Raw genomic sequence first — 18,585 nt, 5'->3', positions numbered from 1 at the left:
AAGCAGTGAAATCAGCGCGGGGTTAGGTTGGTTACGCCGACCGCTGCCGCGCGGGCCAGATCCATGTCCAGAGACATCGGGATATACTCACCCCGCCGCCAAAGCTGGGCCTGATCGTCGTAGTAGCGCGACAGGAAATGCCCCGACTGACCTGTGGCCGTGATAAAGACCGAACTGTTGGGATCGGCAAAATCATAGACACCGCGATATCCCGCACCGTGGACGTTTTGGAAAGGGTTGGGCCCTTCGCCCGATGTCCGCCCGCGCAGCAGGGTGTTGTCGCCGCCGCTGGTGGATTGGCGGATGTTGACGAAGAACCGCAGAACGGGAACCGTGCCCAGAACCGGGTGGTCATGCGTGGCCTGATGGGCGTCTCCCCAGCGCAGGGATTCCAGCGAACCACCGTATTTCTCGCTGATCCAGATCAGCGCATCGTCCAGCGCCAGTCGTGCCATGTCGGTACAGGTTTCCACGGGTGCGCTCTGACGCACGTCGCACCAGACCGACGCGCCGTCGATATCGCGGTACACCCGTTCGATGAACAGCGGCTCAACATGTTTGTATTCGGCCGCCAGCGGCCCCAGCTCGTCCGAGATCAGCCGGATTTGCAGCGCGCGCAACCATGCGGCATAGATCAGCGGTTCAGGCAGGTGCTCGTTCATCTCACCGTTCCACTCGGCCAGCAGGGCCAGCGCGACCTGACGCTGGCGTTCCGGTGTGCCCTCGGGCGCAGAGGCTCCGGTAAACCAAAGATCGGCGCCGATTAGCGGCAAAAGTGAACGGGCGGTAAAGCTGACGGTATCAAGTTGCGCTTCGATAAAGCTGTCGCGGGTGTGAACCTCGCGCGATTGCATCAGGCGTTCCCAACGGTGCACCCTTTGGGTGTCGCCCCATTCGTATGAGACGTGGTTGGGAAAGGGGCGGTCGATGATCTTGTTGTTTGTATTGCCCAGAATCCCGCCTGCTGGCGTCACGAATTCGGGGTTGTTTGCATAAGGCAAGCGGCCTTGCCACAGGTTCTCGGCCAACCAACCGGGCGTTGGGATACGGCCGCGGCTTTGGTTGCGAATGTCTCGGCCAGGCATTGCGCCGATCAGCTTCATGCCGATCGTGTCCTTGTCGACCAGCGACAGGTTTTGCGACGGCGCAATGAACAGCTCGGCCACATCGATGGCTTCCCGCACACTGTCCGAATTCATTAAAGCCATCGAAGCCGTCATCGACGTGTCGCGCGGGCTAAGTGCGGTCCAGGCCAATGAGGCAACGTGCCCGGGCGGGGTGATCGTTTCCAGATCGTAGTGGCTACCGGGCAAGACGGGTCCATTGTCGGTCCAGCGCAGGGTCAGGGTGATGGGGGCTTCGTCCTTGATCTCGATGATCGAGGGGCGAGAGCGCAACCGTTTGAAACCATCAGGCGACAGGTACTCTTCTGGGTTTTCAGGGTTCAACTGTTCGATGTGAACATCCTGATCGTCCAGGTAAGACGAGGTCAGACCCCAGCCCAACCTATCACTGCGGCCCGTCATGATCGCCGGAACGCCCGGAATGGTCGCGCCGATAACACCGCCTTTGGCAAGCTCAAGCCGCGCCAAGTACCAAATGCCGGGTGCGGTCAGGCCCAGATGGGGGTCATTGGCCAGCAGGGTGCCTCCGATCGCGGAACGCGAGGGCGCGGCCGACCACGCGTTCGACGCCCCGGCCAAGCCGCGTTTAGGGAATGGTGACAGCGGCGTGTCGGGCATTGGCGTGCCTTCGGCATAGCGCGGCAGTTCTGGGAACAAAGACGCATATTCCGGCAGCGCCGCAATACCCGCGCCCGGTACGTCTGGCAGGATATCGGCCAGCCGCTGCGGATCGTTCAGCATCAGGGATGTGCGGGCGCGCAGGACCTCATCTTTCAAATGGCCAGACAGTTGCAGGCTCATCAGTTTGATGATCGCAATGCTGTCGCCGGGCTGCCACGGCGATACAGATGCGTTGAAAAGGAACATCTCGGGCGCGCCACGTCCCAATGCGTTCTCATTGATCTCATCCAGCCGGGCATTGACGCCCGCAGAATAAGCGCGCAGCGCAGCTTTGGTGTAATCGTCCTGCTCCTCGACCGAGCGGTGGGCAAGACTGTAAAGGTCAAAACGGCGCAAGAGCTTGTCGATAGGGACAGTGCGCTTGCCGAACACTTCGGATAAACGGCCCTGCGCAGTGCGTCGCATCACGGTCATCTGCCACAGGCGATCCTGCGCATGGGCATAGCCCAGGCCAAAGAATACGTCAGGGTCGCTTTCGGCCAGAATATGCGGAACATTGGCGGTGTCACGCACGATCTCGACCGGCGCACGCAGCCCGCTGACTTCGACGGTCTGGTCATAATCCGGCAGGGACTGGCTGGCCAGGAAGTAGACAAGACCCACAGCCGCAACGGCCAACAGGATCAGGCCCGTAGCAATCCGAACCAGCCAGCGAAAGACAAGACCCATGAACGCCCCATATCCCCATAAGAAATTATTGGCTGAACCCTACTGGAAGGACCGGGCAACCGAAAGAGGAACGCCGCGCGAACGTTGAGTTAACATGTTGAGATGAAAAAACCCGCCACATGGTTTTGAACATGTGGCGGGGTCCGTGGCAAAGGGGGGGTGGTATTCGGTATCAGGGGATAATGCGCGTGTACTTGGTGCCTTCGACGGTCGCGCCGAATTTCAAACCGGCCTGTCCGAAAACGGCGGCAAGTACCGGTTTGCGCAATTGGGTTGTGTCGGTTGAGAGCGAGTCGCCGGTGGCATCGACGACGTAGCCGATATCCGCACCTGCGGTCCAACCGCTGGAGCGGCGGAAGTCATCTAGGGCGTCCTGCGTCATAAAGAACAGGACATGCGCATATTGTTGCGCGCCGATCTGCAGACCAGCACTGCCGGATAGGGCCGAGTAATAGTCTACCGTTGCTCCGTTGATGCGCAGCGCGCCCTGGCCATAGGCACCGCCAAAGATGAAACCGGCCTCGGTGATCAACGGCATCACCAGCATGCCGTCGGCTTTTTCGGCGATCTCGACGGTGTTGGGGTACTTGCTGAACATTTCGTTCAGCGTCACGTTCACACGGGCGTCGATCTGGGCCGCATTGGAATTGCCTACACCGTTTCCGCATGCAGCGGTCAGTGTGAGCCCGGCCATGCCAAACGCAAAGCCACGACGGTTTAGTCGGGGAGAGTTGGAACTGCTCATGTTTTTTTCTCTGTATAAACTGCCTGAAGTGTCGGGTGTTCCCGATCTTGTGTGCAAGAATACGCCGATTGCGCCTGTGTGTCACGGGAAAGCTGGCCCAACAGCGTTCACAATCGGCGAAAAATCGCGACCGCCCGGGGTTTTAGCCTTGAAGAACGCGAGCAACCTGCGGTGCAAAGTAGGTCAGGATTCCGTCGCAACCCGCACGTTTGAAGGCCAGCAGGCTTTCCAGCATGACCTTCTCACCATCAATCCAGCCGTTCTGCGCAGCTGCCTGTATCATCGCGTATTCACCGGACACCTGATAGGCATAGGTTGGCGCGCCAAACGTGTCTTTCACGCGGCGACAGATATCCAGATAGGGCATGCCTGGTTTGATCATCACCATGTCTGCGCCTTCTGTCAGGTCACGTTCGATCAGGCGCAGGGCCTCGTTCGAATTGGCCGGGTCCATCTGGTAGGTCTTCTTGTCTCCGGTCAGCGCACCGGACGCGCCCACTGCATCGCGGAAGGGGCCGTAGAATGCGCTGGCATATTTAGCGGCATAGCTGAGGATCATCACGTTGTGGTGCCCGGCACCCTCAAGCGCGCGGCGCATTGCCCCGATGCGGCCATCCATCATGTCTGAGGGTCCAATGATGTCGGCCCCGGCCTCAGCCTGCGCCAGTGTCATTTTGACCAGCGCCTCGACGGTCTGATCGTTCACGATCTCGCCATCCACGACATAGCCGTCATGGCCATTGATGTTATATGGATCCAGCGCCACGTCGGTCATCACGGCGATATCGGGGGCCGCAGATTTGATCGCCCGAATGGCCCGGTTCGACAGATTGTCTGGGTTCCACGCCTCGGCGCAATCTTCGGTTTTCAGGCTGGGATCAGTATAAGGAAAGATACAGATCGCCGGGATGTCCATAGCCTGTGCCTCGACTGCGGCTTTGGCAATCAGATCGACCGAGCGCCGCACAACGCCGGGCATTGAAGGAACGGGTTCTTCAATGCCTTCGCCGTCGCGCACAAAAACCGGCCAGATCAGATCGTCTGTCGTCAGCGTGTTTTCCCTTACCAACCCACGAATGGCATCGGATTGGCGCGCCCGGCGAAATCGCGTAAGGGGGTAGGGGGCGATGGTCGGTTTCATGTCGCGCTCTCCTTGAATAATCGTGCATTGGGTGGCATGAATTCCCGATGGTCTCAAGGGTAACATTGGACGCGCCTGCGCGAAGAACGCCCCAAGGACAATGAACAAAGGGCTGATGCGTGGATTTGCACTCTTCGATTTTCGAACTCATCGACATGCGCAGCTTTTCGAATCTGTGGTACTGGATTGTGTTGGCGGTGCTCTGGTCGTCGGCCAGCCACTGGGCGATGGGGGTTCCCTACGATCTGCTTGTGCGTGCCCGTCGTGTTGGCGGTCAGTCCGAGCAGGACCTGCTGGATATCGTTCGGATCAACGGCAACAGGCTGCTTTACATCGTCGATATGTCAGGTCTCGTTGTACTGGCCTTGAGTTGTTTCTTTTTTACCGGGCTTGCGATGCTGGGTTTCTATTATGGCGTTGAATTTGCACAGGCCGTGTTTTTGTTGCTGTTCCCGGTGAGTTTGGTGATGCTGATCAACATTCGCGCCGCGCGCAAGTTGCAAGGCATCGAGCCGGTGCTCGGAAGCGTGTCGAAAATCCTTGTGCGCTGCAGGATTTACACGCAGATCATCGGCATGATCTCAATTGTCATCACGTCACTTTGGGGTATGTACCAGAACGTCTCGATCGGCGTTCTCGGGGGATGAGAATCAGAAAGGCAAGGCGATGACAGCTCCGAACCATGTGACGGTTGGCGGCGCTCCCGAAGGGTTTGACGCACAGCTTGTTCTGAATGAGATCACGCGCGTTGGCGGGCCGGTCTGCCACGTTGCGCGTGACGATAAACGGATGGAGGCGATGCGGGCCGCACTGGCTTTCTTCGCCCCCGATATGCCGGTCTTTGTGTTTCCGGGGTGGGATTGTCTGCCATATGACCGGGTGTCGCCCAACGCCGACATAGCAGCGGCGCGTGTGGCGACTTTGGCGGCACTGGTGCATCAGATGCCGGATCGGTTTGTCCTGCTGACCACCCTGAACGCCGCGACCCAGCGCGTGCCTGCGCGGGATGTACTGCGCGAGGCTGCTTTTACCGCCCGCGTGAACCATCGCGTCGACGAAACGGCGTTGCGGAACTTCCTTGTACGCATGGGGTTCACGCAAAGTCCGACAGTGATGGAGCCGGGCGACTATGCCGTTCGCGGCGGTATCATCGACATTTTTCCCCCGGGCGAATCCGGTCCCGTACGTCTGGATCTGTTCGGAGACGTGTTGGACGGCGCGCGCCGGTTCGATCCGGTTTCGCAACGCACGACCGAAAAGCTGGATGTTGTCGAATTGGCCCCGGTTTCCGAGGTCATTCTGGATGACGCCGCCATCACGCGGTTCCGCCAAAACTATCGCATCGAATTTGGCGCGGCGGGCACCGATGATCCGCTGTATGAGGCGATCAGCGCGGGCCGCAAGCATCAGGGCATCGAACACTGGCTACCGTTCTTCCACGAAAAGCTGGAAACCCTGTTTGATTATCTGCCGGATGCGACGATCACTGTGGATGATCAGGTGACACCCACGCGGCTTGCCCGCTGGGATACAATAGCCGATCAGTATGAAACGCGGCGTCTGGCGCTGGAAAACCGTTCGCGCATGGATACGGTGTATAAGCCTACACCTCCCGGATTGCTCTATCTGGACGATGCCGCGTGGGAGCAGGCGGTCGGGGACCGGCGGGTGATGCAGTTCAGCCCGCTGCCTCAGGCCAGCGGTCCCGGTGTGATCGATGCAGGCGGGCGGATCGGCCGCAATTTCGCACCAGAGCGGCAGCAGGAAAACATCAGCCTGTTTGGTGCTTTGGCAAGCCATATCACCGACAAGATGGCCAAGGGGCCCGTCTTGATTGCGTCTTATTCTGAAGGGGCACGAGAGCGCCTGACGGGGTTGATCGAAGATGAAGGCCTGGCCGAAGCCGTCCCTGTCACCAATGGCACCCGGATTGGCAAACGCGGATTGCATCTGGCTGTCTGGGCGCTTGAGCACGGGTTTGAAACGCCCGGTCTGACCGTGATCGCCGAACAGGACGTGCTGGGTGACCGCCTCATCCGCCAGCCCAAGAAGCGGCGCAAGGCCGAGAATTTCCTGACCGAAACCCAATCGCTTAGCCCGGGCGATCTGGTGGTGCATGTCGACCACGGGATCGGGCGATACATAGGGATGGAAGTGGTCACGGCGGCCGGTGCTGCGCATGAATGCCTGCTGCTGGAATATGCCGAACAGTCCAAGCTGTATCTGCCGGTTGAGAACATCGAGCTGCTGTCGAAATACGGTCATGACGAAGGTCTGCTGGACCGCTTGGGTGGCGGCGCTTGGCAGGCTAAGAAAGCCAAGCTGAAAGAACGCATCCGCGAGATGGCGGACAAGCTGATCCGTATCGCCGCGGAACGCGCTTTGCGCAAAGCTCCGGTCATGGATCCGCCGCCCCACGCGTGGGAGGAGTTCAGCGCGCGCTTTCCATATCAGGAAACCGATGATCAGTTGCGCGCGATTTCCGAGGTGATGGAGGACATGCATTCCGGCGCGCCGATGGATCGGTTGATCTGTGGTGACGTGGGCTTTGGCAAAACCGAGGTTGCCATGCGCGCGGCCTTTGTCGCCGCGATGTCCGGTGTTCAGGTGGCCGTGATCGCACCGACCACCTTGCTGGCCCGACAGCATGCAGCCAGCTTCAAGGAACGGTTCCGTGGCTTTCCGTTGGAGGTGCGGCAGCTGTCGCGGTTTGTGTCCGCGAAAGATGCACAGCAGACCCGTGATGGTATGGCGCGCGGGACCGTCGACATCGTGATCGGCACCCATGCGTTGCTGGCCAAGGGTATCCGGTTCAACAATCTGGGCCTGTTGATCATCGACGAAGAACAGCATTTTGGCGTCGGTCACAAGGAGCGCCTGAAACAGCTGCGCAGCGACATTCATGTTCTGACCCTAACCGCCACGCCGATCCCACGGACACTGCAACTGTCACTGACCGGCGTGCGCGATCTGTCGATTATCGGCACGCCGCCGATCGACCGTCTGGCTATTCGCACGTATGTCAGCGAATTCGACGCGGTTACCATTCGCGAGGCGCTGCTGCGCGAACACTATCGTGGCGGTCAGAGCTTTTACGTTGTTCCCCGTATCTCCGACCTGCCAGAGATCGAGGAGTTCCTGAAAGAACAACTGCCCGAGCTGACTTTTATGGTGGCACATGGGCAAATGGCGGCGGGTGAACTCGATGATCGTATGAACGCCTTTTATGACGGAAAATACGACGTGCTGTTGGCTACGACGATTGTCGAGAGCGGGCTGGATATTCCGACCGCCAACACGATGGTCGTGCACCGGGCGGATATGTTCGGGCTGGCGCAGCTTTATCAGATCCGTGGTCGGGTAGGGCGGTCTAAAACCCGTGCCTATGCGTACCTGACCACCAAGCCGCGTCAGAAACTGACGGCGACAGCCGAGAAACGCCTGCGGGTTCTGGGCTCGCTGGATACTCTGGGGGCCGGGTTCACGCTGGCATCGCAGGATCTGGACATTCGTGGTGCGGGCAACTTGCTGGGCGAGGAACAATCTGGCCAGATGCGCGATGTCGGCTATGAGCTGTATCAATCGATGCTGGAAGAGGCGATTGCCAAAATCAAAGCCGGTGAGATGGAAGGGCTGTCGGAAGCTGACGACCAATGGGCGCCACAGATTAATCTGGGCGTGCCGGTTCTGATCCCCGAAGATTACGTGCCCGATCTGGATGTGCGTCTGGGGCTTTATCGTCGCCTGTCATCGCTTTCGACCAAGGTCGAGCTGGAAGGTTTTGCCGCAGAACTGATTGACCGGTTCGGAACGCTACCGAAAGAGGTGAACACCCTGATGTTGGTCGTGCGTATCAAGGCGATGTGCAAGCGGGCAGGGATCGCCAAGCTGGATGGCGGGCCGAAAGGCGCGACAATCCAGTTCCACAACGACAAGTTCGCCTCGCCAGAGGGTTTGGTCGAGTTCATTCAGAACCAGCGCGGTTTGGCCAAGGTCAAGGACAACAAGATCGTCGTCAGACGCGATTGGAAGAAGGACAGCGACAAGATCAAAGGCGCATTCGCCATCGCCCGCGATCTGGCGGAAAAGGTCATGGCAGCGAAGAAGAAAAAGGCGAAAGCCTAGTCTCCGCTGACGAAAGTGCACAATTGCCATTCGCCCGCGTCGGATTTTACGAATGCGGCGCGGTGGCCTGTCATGGGCCAGAGAAAGTCGCCGTGCATGAATCCCCGCGTGCCGTCGGTCAGCATCACCGGTTGATAGTCGGCACCGTCGCGATAGTTCGGGACGATGACGATCTCGTAGCTGATGAGGCTCAGCGCTGGGGAGCCCGGCTCGGCAGCTTGCCGAAGGGTCACGTCCTCACCGGTCACAAAGTAGGCCACGTAAGGGTCCAATGAGGCAGGCAAGGTGATCTGCCATTGATGTGGCATCCAAAACTCGCCCTCGTCGTCGAAATAACCCGGTTGGGACAGGGTGGTTTCCAGATCTCTCCAATAGGCTTGGCGGATCTGATCTTCTTGAGAGCCGCTGGTTTCCGGGGCGAGGTATTCAAGGAATTCCCCGGGCCCGCCATTTCCGCCATGGCTGAGGTAGATGTCCGGGCAAGCGGCTGCGATCACGGCCTCGGCATCCCGCGCGGCCACGCTCGCCAACAAACTCTGCCGAAAGGCCACGAGGGTAGGATCGCGGTCTGCTTCATCGACCGGCGTAAAAGACTGGCGGTCAGCTAGGGCTGGGCCGCAAATCAACAAAGACAATAGCAGTGCACGGGTCATTCTGCGGCCTTCATTGCTGCCTGCGCGCAAAAACACGAGGCCCCGACGGCCCGGTCAGCGCGGGCAAGCGCCAGATCAAGACGTTGTTTGATCAATTTGATCTCAACTGTCTCACCGCGTGCTTTCAGACAATCATGCAGGCCCTTCAAACTCCAGACATTGTCGGGGTGGATTGAGGCGCGGCTCAGAGTGCCGCCAAGCCCTAGATCTTCGCGATACACTGCTTCGGCCTCGGGCACGTGGCCCTGTTCGTACAACAACGCACCAAGCGCGTGGCGCGCGGGTTGCATCCAACCCCAAGGCTCGTCGTAGGGCAACGTGTCGTCCAATTCGACCGAGCGCCTAAGATGGGCGAATGCGGCGTCATAGTTGCTTTTGCGATACTCAATCTCTCCGCGCAGCATTTCGCGGGCGATGTCCAGCAAGTCGATCACGCGGTTGTTGTGCAGCAGCCGGGTTTCCGGAACCCGATCCTTAGCGGCAAGGAACAGTTGCTCTTCGGCCTCTGCTTCGGCCACCTGACCGGTGGCCGCATAGGCGATTGCACGTGCGTAATGGGTGGTTGCGGTGACAGTACGGTAGAGGTCCTGATCCTTGGGCAAGGGCAGGGCCTTTGCTTCTTCCCACCGGCCAAACCGGATCAGGATATGCGGCCCCATCGACATGTAGCTTTCGAAGAAATCCGCCATGGGCGGGCTTTCCGTTCGGAGCATCTCTTCGGGGGTGGTGTCCCAGATGCCCTGATTAGCGCGCAGCGCGGGTTCCATCTGGCCAAGGAACAGCGCGCCATAGATGGCAAAATGATAGTCGTGCTGGCGATAGCCTGTGTAGATGTTGAACGCGCCTTCGCGCTCATAATACTTCAAGTCAGCCTCGGTCGCCTTTTCATTCCAGTGAACGACGCTCTGATAGTGCCCGCACAGCACATCGATATGGGTTGGCATATGCACCAAATGCCCCGCATCCGGGACCAATGTGCGCAACACATCGCCAGCCTTCAGAGCCTTTTCTGGTGTCGGCGACATCTCCATCAGATGAACATAGAGGTGCAGCAAGCCCGGGTGCGACATGGCTGCCGGGTCGTCGGCCATTGCGTCTTCCAGGGCTTTTTGCGCCTCCAACGTGGCTGCGCCTTCAGCAGGCTCACCGGTTCTCAAGTTCCACATCTGCCAAGGGGTCAGGTTGAGCAACGCCTCGACATAGATGGTCCGCAGATCAAGGTGATCCGACTGCTCAGCAAAGGCCGCCCGCATCGCATCGGCGAAATCGTGGTCCCAGCTATGCATGTTGTCGTCGGGATCGCGCTGTGGATACCGTGCGGGTAGGGTTCGGATCAGCGCCTGTTCCGTCGGGCTGCACCCTTGGGCCAAAGCCACGGCTTTCTGCGTGGCATCATAGGCCAGCGCCAGCGCCTTTCGCCGTCCACGGTCATCCAGCAGGTTCCAAGGCAGGTTGTAATTCGGGCCCGCGGCATAAGCCACGCCCCAGTGGGCCATCGCGCAGTCAGGGTCAAATTCAAGCGCGCGCTGAAAACACACAACAGCTTCGTCGTGGTTGTAGCCGTAGGTCCAATTCAGCCCCCGGTCGAACCAAAGCTGTGCGTCTGTTGAGGCCGTCGTTATCGGACAGGAATATGCGCCAAGATCGTAATAGTCGCTCACTGAAAAACTCCACTCATATTGAGCAGATGTTAGCCTGATTCACCGTTCCTGCACAGATCAGGCTGGAAGCCTGTTTTCGATCCGCCCCATATGCAGCATCAGGCCGAAGCCCGCGGCGCTCATGGCCAGGATGCCGACGGCCAGCGGGGTAATAGACCCGTCGAACATCTGCCCGATAGGCGCCGCAATCGCGGCAGCAAACACGGTCGAGATCGCTCCGATCACCGAGGCTGCCATGCCCGCGATATGTCCCATAGGCTCCATCGCGATGGCGTTCAGGTTGCCCATAGTCATGCCTGCCATAAAGAAAACCGCCGTTTGCCAGCTTACAAAAACGGCGAAGGACAGCGTGGGCGAAAGGTCTGCCGCATTCAGGGCGATGACGGCTGTGGTAAAGAGGACCTGCGCGCCTAACGCCCATGTCACGATCCGGCGCATGCCCAATTTAATAACGAGTGCCGCGTTTAGCAGGCTGGCTGAGCCCGCCACTAACGCCACGAACCCGAACCAGAACGGAAAACTGTCGGCACTGTCGTGGATGACATCGTAGACCGGTTGAACCATCGTCAGCATGGTGAACAACATGCCCAGACACAGTGTCTGAACCAAGATCGACAGTCGGACAGTTGGATGTGTGAACATCTGGCGCGCAGCGTCGAGTATAAGGGGCAGGCGCAGCGGGCGACGGTTTTCGGCCGACAAGGGTTCCGGAAGGCGCAGGCCCATCCAGACGATGGTGATCAGTGAGAACAGGATGAATGAGGCAAAGATACCCCGCCATCCGGTCAGTGCGATCACGCCGGCACCAAGCATTGGCGCAATCGCCGGTACCAGGGTGAAGATCATCATTGCAATCGATACAATCCGCGCCATCTCGCGGCCCGAATACAGGTCGCGAATAATTGCCATGGCCACCACGCGCGGGGCCGCACATCCGATCCCCTGGAAGACACGGGCGACCAATAGCATTTCGAGTGATGAACTGGCCCAGGCAGCTGCCGCAGCGATGATATACAGTGCCGATCCGACGTAAATCACTGGTTTGCGGCCAAAGGCGTCCGACAGCGGACCGGTGAAAAACGTGCCAATCCCCATGCCCAACACAAACGAAGTCAGGATCAGCTGGGCTTTGTTGACGTCGTTGGGGCTGAGTTGCGCGCCGATATTTGGCAGTGCAGGCAACATGGAATCGATCGAAAACGCGATTGTCGCAAACATCATTGCGACAAGTGCTACGAACTCACCCCGTGACATGCGATTGGCCATAACGCCCTCCTGATCTGTTCGCGCTATCACGGCAAATCAGTTGACGCTAGGTGTCAAATTGCACAGAGGTCTGTGCTAATTTGCAGGGGAAGCCTCAAGTTGAGACATGATTTCAGCAATCACTTTTTCCCACATTTCAGGGGGTTGCGCCCCGGGGACGGCATGTTGATTGGCAACGATGAACGTCGGGACAGAGCTGACGCCCATTTGCCTGGAATGGCTGTCACGGTTGCTGATATCCTCGCGATCGGCATCGGATTTCAGCAGTTTTAGAACGACTGCGGCGTCCATGCCCGCATTGTCGGCAATATCCGCCAGAACCTCATGATCGCCGATATCGCGGGCCTGTACGAAATAGGCATCGAACAGTGCATCGACCACGGCGTTCTGTTTGCCTTCAATCCCTGCCCAATGGATCAGGCGGTGCGCGTCCAGAGTGTTGGGCGTGCGCTTCATACCTTCGAAGTCGATCTTAAGGCCTGCGTTCTCGGCATGATCAACAACCGGTGCATAGGCCCGCACAGCACCGTCCTTGCCCCCGAACTTGCGTTCGAGATATTCGCGGCGATCCATGCCTGCGTCCGGCATGTCAGGGTTCAACTGGAACGGATGCCATTCGATCACAAACGGATGGTCCGGGATCGCCGCCAGCGCCTTGTCCAGATGGGTTTTGCCGATATAGCACCACGGGCAGATCGGGTCGGACATGATATCAAGCTTGACGGTCTCGGTCATGGGTTGGTCGCCTTGAAATAGGCCGGCAGCGCCCGGCGCAGAAGTTTCCCGTTCCCGCCGGTGGGCAGTTCAGGCAGATGGATAAAGGCGCGCGGTTGCTTATAGCGCGCCAGATTTGCCTCGACATAGGTGCGCAGGGCGTTGTCGTCCAGCTTTTCCGGTCCTGTGTAGAAGGCTGCTATCACAAATGTGTCCTGTTTGACTTCGACTGCCGCAGCCCCGACCTGCGCGATGCCGGGATATCGGGACAGCGCCGCCTCGACCTCAACCGGTGACACCCTATAGCCGCCTGCATTCATCATATCGTCATCGCGGCCCAGATAGGTGATCTGGCCATCCACGGCCATGGCCCCTTGATCGCCGGTCAGGAACCAGTCGTCCTGCATCCGGGATTCGGCCTCGTCCGGGGCGTTAAGATAGGTCAGCATCAGGCCGGGGTCGGACCTGTGTACGGCAATGGTGCCTTCCTGACCCTGAGGTACAGGACCATCAGGTCCCAGAATGGCCACACGGCGGCCAGGCTGCGGCTGGCCCAATGCATCGGACCGCGCTGGATGCGCCGGGCTGGACGAAATGAAAGTCGAACACTCGGACATGCCATAAGCTTCGTAGAGTTCAGTGCCGGTCGCCTGCGCCCACTGTTCATGCAGATGCCGTGACAGTTTTTCTCCGGCGCATAACCCATGCCGCAATTCCGGCAGGTCGAGGTCGTCTGTTGAGCTCACCACCTTACGGAATACGCCCGGTGCTGCAGCAAAGATGGTGACTTGATGATGGCGTAGCAGGGTAGGTAGAGCGTCCAGATCGGTGCCCGGCGCAGGGATAAGAGCCGTTGCGCCAATGGTCCACGGATCCATCAGACCGGTGCCCAAGGTATAGGTCCAGTTGAACGCGCCTGCGTGACACAGGCGATCGGTTTCACGCAGCCCGTACCAGCCATCCACCATCATCTGACGCGCCCAGATGGCACGATGGGCGTGGGCCACAGCCCTCGGTTTTCCCGATGTGCCCGAAGTATAGACGACATAGGCCATCCTTTCCGGGTCACTCATTTGAAACTCAGCAGCAGGCAGATCACGCATTCCGGCCAAATTGGACAGGTCAATCTGAACCGGGTGCGCGGCGCACGCAACCTGTGGGTCACGCAGAATGGCGGCAGGTCTGAGATCCTTGATCATGCGCTCTGTTTCCGGCTCGGTCAGCTGCGATGACGTTGGGACCGGGACGATGCCGACAGCAATCGCTCCGAGATAGGCAATCGGGAAATCGACCGTGTTTCCAAGCCGCATAAACGCGATATCGCCGGGCTTCAAACCGGCATTCAACAACCCTGTGCCAGTTCCCAGAATGGCCTGCTGCAACTCGCTATACGTCCAATGCTCGGTATCCGAGGACCCTAGAACAGACAGGGCGGTCTTGTCCGAAAGCCTGTCCGCACAGCGCAGTACATGCGCTGCCAGATTGAACGGAGACGGGCAGGCCGGCGGCGGCCCCTGATCAAAAATAGAAAGCATGGCAACTGGCTAGCGCGACCACTGCTGCGTTGCAAGCACGACAGGCTGCGCCTATAGAATGACGCATGAGCACCCAAGACCAGACATCTTTGATCCGCATTGCCCGGGACTCGGGCGAACATACGGAAGTTGAACCATTGGACCTCGGAGCGCGTGTGCGCGAGCTGCGGAAAGCGCGGAAATGGACGCTTGAACAGGCGGCCACGCAGGCCGGTCTGGCGCGTTCAACGCTCAGCAAGATCGAAAACGGTCAGATGTCGCCCACCTATGACGCGCTGAAAAAGCTTGCGACCGGTCTTGAGATTTCGGTGCCGCAGCTGTTTACGGCGCCACAGCGGGACCAGGTGATCGGTCGGATGGCCGTGACGCGCATGGGCGAAGGGTCTGCCCATCCCACAACCACCTATGAACATGAACTGCTGGCCGAAACGCTGACAAAAAAGCAGATGTTGCCCTATCGGGCCCGTGTCCGCGCGCGGTCAATGGATGAGTTCGACGGCTGGGTCCGCCACGACGGAGAAGAGTTCTTGTATGTCCTGACGGGTGTTGTGCGCCTTTATACCGAGTTTTATGAACCAGTCGAAATGCGCCGCGGCGACAGCGCCTATTACGACGGGAGCATGGGTCACAATGTAATCTCGGTCAGCGACGAAGATGCAATGATCCTGTGGGTGACATCACTTACTTAACGACCGGCTGAATTCCCGGTTCAAACCTTCCGTGAACAAAAAGTCCTCAAGCTCTTCGTGGGCTTCGTTCATGGTCAGTTGATGGCGTTCAGCCAGATAAGCTTCGAAACATTTGCGGTCTTGGCTTAACCGCACCATGTCCTGATCCCGCAGGTTTGGAAAGCGCCGTTTGGCGCGGGTATACATTGCACTCCAGTCTTGCGTCAGATCGGTCCATTTCAACATTAGACAGCTTTCCGTATTCATGGTTTCAAACCGCTCGTCCCAAGAACTAGCGTACGTATGTGATGGGGGCGTTCGGGCATGACAAAATGTCGCACCCGGGGTCGGGTGGCGGATTGATTTTTGGCGGGGTCGAAAGTGCCCGTTGCAGCCTATCCGCAACGGGCAGACGGACCTGATTTTTGAGTGAGTGGAGGCCGGTCCGTAGATTCGATGTGCTGCGCACCGGACGAAGAGTTACGTTTTGAATTTCAAAGCAATAATCAATTCGTGCAGCGCACTGCAGTATATGTACAAGCTATATCGCCAAAGCCCGTTCAGTAAAGCTTTTTGTGTGAGTTTTTTTAGGGAACACTTAACGTAGGGACAGTTGCAACATGTCGGCGCGGCGGAAATTCGACCCGCAATATGCGGTGCCATATGGCTGTGTGCCGTTTTCCGCCTACGTCCTTTTGGAGCCGCGCGTGACCGGTTACTCTTCGTACCACCAAACCTGCGGCATGTACTCGGGCCCATCGCCATAGATCGGCAAGTTTTCCGGCTGCTTGAGTTCCTTGGCGTGGGCGATCCGGCCTACATCAAAGTTCCAAATCGGAATGACATAGCGCCCGGCGGTCAACACACGATCAAGCGCGCGCGTTGCAGCGACGAAATCCTCATGACTTTCCGATGCCAACATGGCGTCAATCATTCCGTCCACAGCGGGTGAAGCCACCCCCATCAAGTTGCGCGTGCCTGGAGTGTCCGCGTTTTCGCTGCCCCAATACAGGCGCTGCTCGTTGCCGGGTGACAGGGACAACGCACGACGGAAATAGGTCATGTCGAAATCCAGCTCGGATGTACGGCTGGTGAACTGGGCGCTGTCGACTTGTTCCGTGCTCACTGCGATGCCAAGACGTTCCAGTGCGCGCGTGTAGATCTCGATTGCCGTTTCGCTTTCGGTGTCGCCCTGTTGCAGCAACACGGTCAGGGTAAAGGCATCGCCGTTTTCGTTCCGCAGCACGCCATCCTGGATGGTCCAGCCCGCCTCAGCCAACAGTTTAGTTGCGGCGCGGATGTTTGAGCGGTTGCGGGCCGATCCGTCACTTTCCGGCAAGGTATAGCCTTCAAGCGTTCCGGGCGGCAGGTCGTCCTTGAACGCCAATAACAGCTCTTCCACACGATCACTTGCCAGGCCGGGTTGCATCGCAAGGTCCGAGCCCGAAAAATAGGATGAGATACGCGGCTGCGCGTTGCCGGTAATCGTGTCGTTGATGAATTCGAAATTGAATGCCAGCGTCAGCGCCTCGCGGACACGCCAGTCGTCAAACGGCGCTTTGCGGGTGTTCATGACAAAACCGGTCATACCCGAGGGCTTGCCGTGCGGGATCTCGGTCTTGACCACATCGCCGCGCTGGACGGCCGGGAAATTGTATTGATTGGCCCATTTGTCGGCATTGAATTCACGAACCGCAGTCAGTTCTCCGGCTTTAAATGCCTCGAATAGAACAGTACCGTCGCCGTAGAACTCGATCCGCATTTCGTCCAAATTCATGGTGCCTTTACGGAATGGGATATCAGTGCCCCAATAATCCGGGTTCCGCTTGAGGTTCACGTATCTACCGGCCTCATAGCTGTCGACGACGTAGGGCCCGGTTCCGACCGGAATGTCATGCAATCCGGCATTGGCAAAATCCTTACCGTCCCACTGGGCTTTCTGCAGGATCGGGCGCAGGCCTGCGATCAGGGCAAGCTCGCGGTCGGGCTCGTTGAAGGTGATGCGCACCGAGCGGGGACCGGTTTGTTCGATGCTGTCGATCTTGCTCCACAGCCCGCGATAACGCAGATGACCTTCGGTGCCCAAAGTCTCATACGACCAGATGACATCATCCACTGTGACTGGCGTACCATCCGAGAATTCGGCGTTCTCACGCAGGGTGAATTCGACCCAGGACCGGTCCGGCGCTGTCTCAACTGATTCGGCTAACAGCCCGTAAAGAGTGAAAGGTTCGTCCCAGGATCGACCCATCAGGCCCTCATGGGTCCAAAATCGCAATTGCCAAGGCGAGCTGCCTTTTTGCACGAACGGGTTCAAACTGTTATAGCCGCCCGTATTTCCGAACACGACTTTCCCGCCTTTTGGCGCGTCCGGATTTGCGTAGGGCAGGGACACAAAATCCGGTGGTAAGGCCGGGTCACCATACATAGCTATGCCATGGGTCGATTCTGCATGGGCAATTGACGTGCTCAAAAGTGCAGTGATTCCCGCGATCAATGGACGAACGGGGCGTAGAAAATCGGGGCTCATTTTGGAAACAATCCTGCTCTGGCCTTATTTTGTTGGGATTCATCGTAGCGATGATTTTTCTTATTTTCAAACTTTTAGCTTGGACGAAGGCACGGAATTGCTTATAAAGGATGCACTGCTCGATAGGTTTCTTGCCTGTATGAAACCTGCCTCAATAACTTAACGCCCGCTTCGTGCGGGCGTTTTTTTTGTGCGGGTCTTTCAAAGGATGCGCCGCCTGGATGTTTCCCCGTTTTCTTTGCAGCTGCAGCATGGCACTGTGTTGCCAAAGTTGATTTTGTGGGAGTTCGGCTATGAGCCTTTCGGGAAAAACAGCCATTATCACCGGTTCGAATTCAGGGATCGGATTGGGCGTCGCGCGCGAGCTGGCGAAGGCCGGCGCCGACGTGGTGCTGAATTCCTTTACCGACCGCGACGAAGATCATGCGCTGGCCGCCGAGATTTCGAAAGAGACCGGGACCAGTGCACGCTATATCAAGGCGGACATGTCCAAAGGTGAAGAATGCCGCGCGCTGATCGAAAAGGCGGGGGCTTGTGATATTCTGGTGAACAACGCGGGCATTCAGTATGTCGCGCCGGTTGATCAGTTTCCGGTCGAAAAGTGGGATGCGATCATCGCGATCAACATGAACTCGACTTTTCATACGATGGCCGCCGCGCTGCCAATGATGCGGAAGGCCGGGTGGGGACGTATTGTGAATATCGCCTCGGCACACGGGTTGACGGCATCCCCGTTCAAGGCGGCCTATGTCGCGGCAAAACACGGCGTGGTTGGTATGACCAAAACCGTGGCGCTGGAAACCGCGCAGGAGCCAATCACATGCAACGCGATCTGCCCGGGATACGTCCTGACACCATTGGTCGAGGCACAGATCCCAGGCACCATGAAGGAATACGGCATGAGCCGTGAGGACGTGATCAAGAACGTGATGCTTGAACGGCAACCTTCGAAAGAATTCGCCACTGTCGAGCAATTGGGTGGCACCGCGATCTTCCTGTGCTCGGATGCGGCAGCGCAGATCACCGGGACCACGATCTCGGTCGATGGCGGTTGGACAGCGTTGTGAGGTTTC

General features: G+C 58.3%; 14 protein-coding genes. 4 read left to right on the top strand and 10 right to left on the bottom strand.

What is annotated here, in order from left to right; translation table 11 throughout:
- Window positions 1-11 precede the first annotated feature (11 nt).
- The 3 genes from AC2FIO_RS06965 to hemB all read right to left on the bottom strand — a co-directional run bounded on the left by AC2FIO_RS06965 (window position 12) and on the right by hemB (window position 4,360).
- A complete protein-coding gene (locus tag AC2FIO_RS06965) occupies window positions 12-2,474 on the bottom strand; it encodes a penicillin acylase family protein (protein ID WP_496696564.1) in 2,463 nt (820 codons plus the stop codon).
- Between the two features lie 172 nt (window positions 2,475-2,646).
- Complete coding sequence (locus tag AC2FIO_RS06960) at window positions 2,647-3,219, bottom strand: lipid-binding SYLF domain-containing protein (RefSeq protein ID WP_496696562.1); 573 nt, start codon at window positions 3,217-3,219, stop codon at window positions 2,647-2,649.
- 142 nt (window positions 3,220-3,361) lie between these two features.
- On the bottom strand, window positions 3,362-4,360 hold the full coding sequence (gene hemB, locus AC2FIO_RS06955) for a porphobilinogen synthase (protein ID WP_496696560.1): 999 nt from the start codon (window positions 4,358-4,360) through the stop codon (window positions 3,362-3,364).
- Window positions 4,361-4,479: 119 nt separating this feature from the next.
- Here hemB and AC2FIO_RS06950 point away from each other — a divergent pair, with 119 nt between their 5' ends.
- Window positions 4,480-5,007: a hypothetical protein gene (locus AC2FIO_RS06950; protein WP_058278078.1), complete on the top strand. Its 528-nt coding sequence runs from the start codon at window positions 4,480-4,482 to the stop codon at window positions 5,005-5,007.
- A gap of 19 nt (window positions 5,008-5,026) precedes the next feature.
- Window positions 5,027-8,485: a transcription-repair coupling factor gene (gene mfd / locus AC2FIO_RS06945; RefSeq protein ID WP_496696559.1), complete on the top strand. Its 3,459-nt coding sequence runs from the start codon at window positions 5,027-5,029 to the stop codon at window positions 8,483-8,485.
- Here the strand turns inward: mfd and AC2FIO_RS06940 are convergent.
- The 5 genes from AC2FIO_RS06940 to AC2FIO_RS06920 form a co-directional block, all read right to left on the bottom strand.
- A complete protein-coding gene (locus AC2FIO_RS06940; protein WP_496696557.1) occupies window positions 8,482-9,138 on the bottom strand; it encodes an SH3 domain-containing protein in 657 nt (218 codons plus the stop codon). The genes mfd and AC2FIO_RS06940 overlap by 4 nt on opposite strands.
- Complete coding sequence (locus tag AC2FIO_RS06935; protein WP_496696556.1) at window positions 9,135-10,799, bottom strand: tetratricopeptide repeat protein; 1,665 nt, start codon at window positions 10,797-10,799, stop codon at window positions 9,135-9,137. Before AC2FIO_RS06935 ends, AC2FIO_RS06940 begins: the two co-directional genes overlap by 4 nt.
- Window positions 10,800-10,856: 57 nt before the next feature.
- Complete coding sequence (locus tag AC2FIO_RS06930) at window positions 10,857-12,065, bottom strand: multidrug effflux MFS transporter (RefSeq protein ID WP_496696554.1); 1,209 nt, start codon at window positions 12,063-12,065, stop codon at window positions 10,857-10,859.
- A 75-nt stretch (window positions 12,066-12,140) separates the two neighbouring features.
- Window positions 12,141-12,800, bottom strand: a complete 660-nt coding sequence (locus tag AC2FIO_RS06925; protein WP_058271782.1) for a DsbA family oxidoreductase — start codon at window positions 12,798-12,800, stop codon at window positions 12,141-12,143.
- Window positions 12,797-14,314 carry a class I adenylate-forming enzyme family protein gene (locus AC2FIO_RS06920; protein ID WP_496696552.1) on the bottom strand — a complete coding sequence of 506 codons (1,518 nt, stop codon included), beginning with the start codon at window positions 14,312-14,314 and terminating at the stop codon, window positions 12,797-12,799. Before AC2FIO_RS06920 ends, AC2FIO_RS06925 begins: the two co-directional genes overlap by 4 nt.
- A 65-nt stretch (window positions 14,315-14,379) precedes the next feature.
- Between AC2FIO_RS06920 and AC2FIO_RS06915 the strand changes: the two genes are divergently transcribed.
- A complete protein-coding gene (locus AC2FIO_RS06915; protein WP_058271780.1) occupies window positions 14,380-15,003 on the top strand; it encodes a helix-turn-helix domain-containing protein in 624 nt (207 codons plus the stop codon).
- Here AC2FIO_RS06915 and AC2FIO_RS06910 read toward each other — a convergent pair.
- Together AC2FIO_RS06910 and AC2FIO_RS06905 are read right to left on the bottom strand one after the other, a co-directional pair.
- Window positions 14,992-15,228, bottom strand: coding sequence for a hypothetical protein (locus AC2FIO_RS06910; RefSeq protein ID WP_058271932.1), 237 nt, complete (start codon window positions 15,226-15,228; stop codon window positions 14,992-14,994). The two genes, AC2FIO_RS06915 and AC2FIO_RS06910, sit on opposite strands and share 12 nt — an antisense overlap.
- 469 nt (window positions 15,229-15,697) lie before the next feature.
- Complete coding sequence (locus tag AC2FIO_RS06905) at window positions 15,698-17,512, bottom strand: extracellular solute-binding protein (RefSeq protein ID WP_496696549.1); 1,815 nt, start codon at window positions 17,510-17,512, stop codon at window positions 15,698-15,700.
- A gap of 293 nt (window positions 17,513-17,805) precedes the next feature.
- Between AC2FIO_RS06905 and AC2FIO_RS06900 the strand changes: the two genes are divergently transcribed.
- Window positions 17,806-18,579 (top strand): 3-hydroxybutyrate dehydrogenase, encoded by a 774-nt coding sequence (locus AC2FIO_RS06900; protein ID WP_496696548.1) that lies wholly within the window; start codon window positions 17,806-17,808, stop codon window positions 18,577-18,579.
- Window positions 18,580-18,585: the final 6 nt, after the last annotated feature.

The organism is Ruegeria sp. CDSB086, from assembly GCF_059611065.1.
The sequence above is the reverse complement of the archived record's forward strand: the minus strand, read 5'-3'. Positions and strand labels throughout refer to the sequence as shown.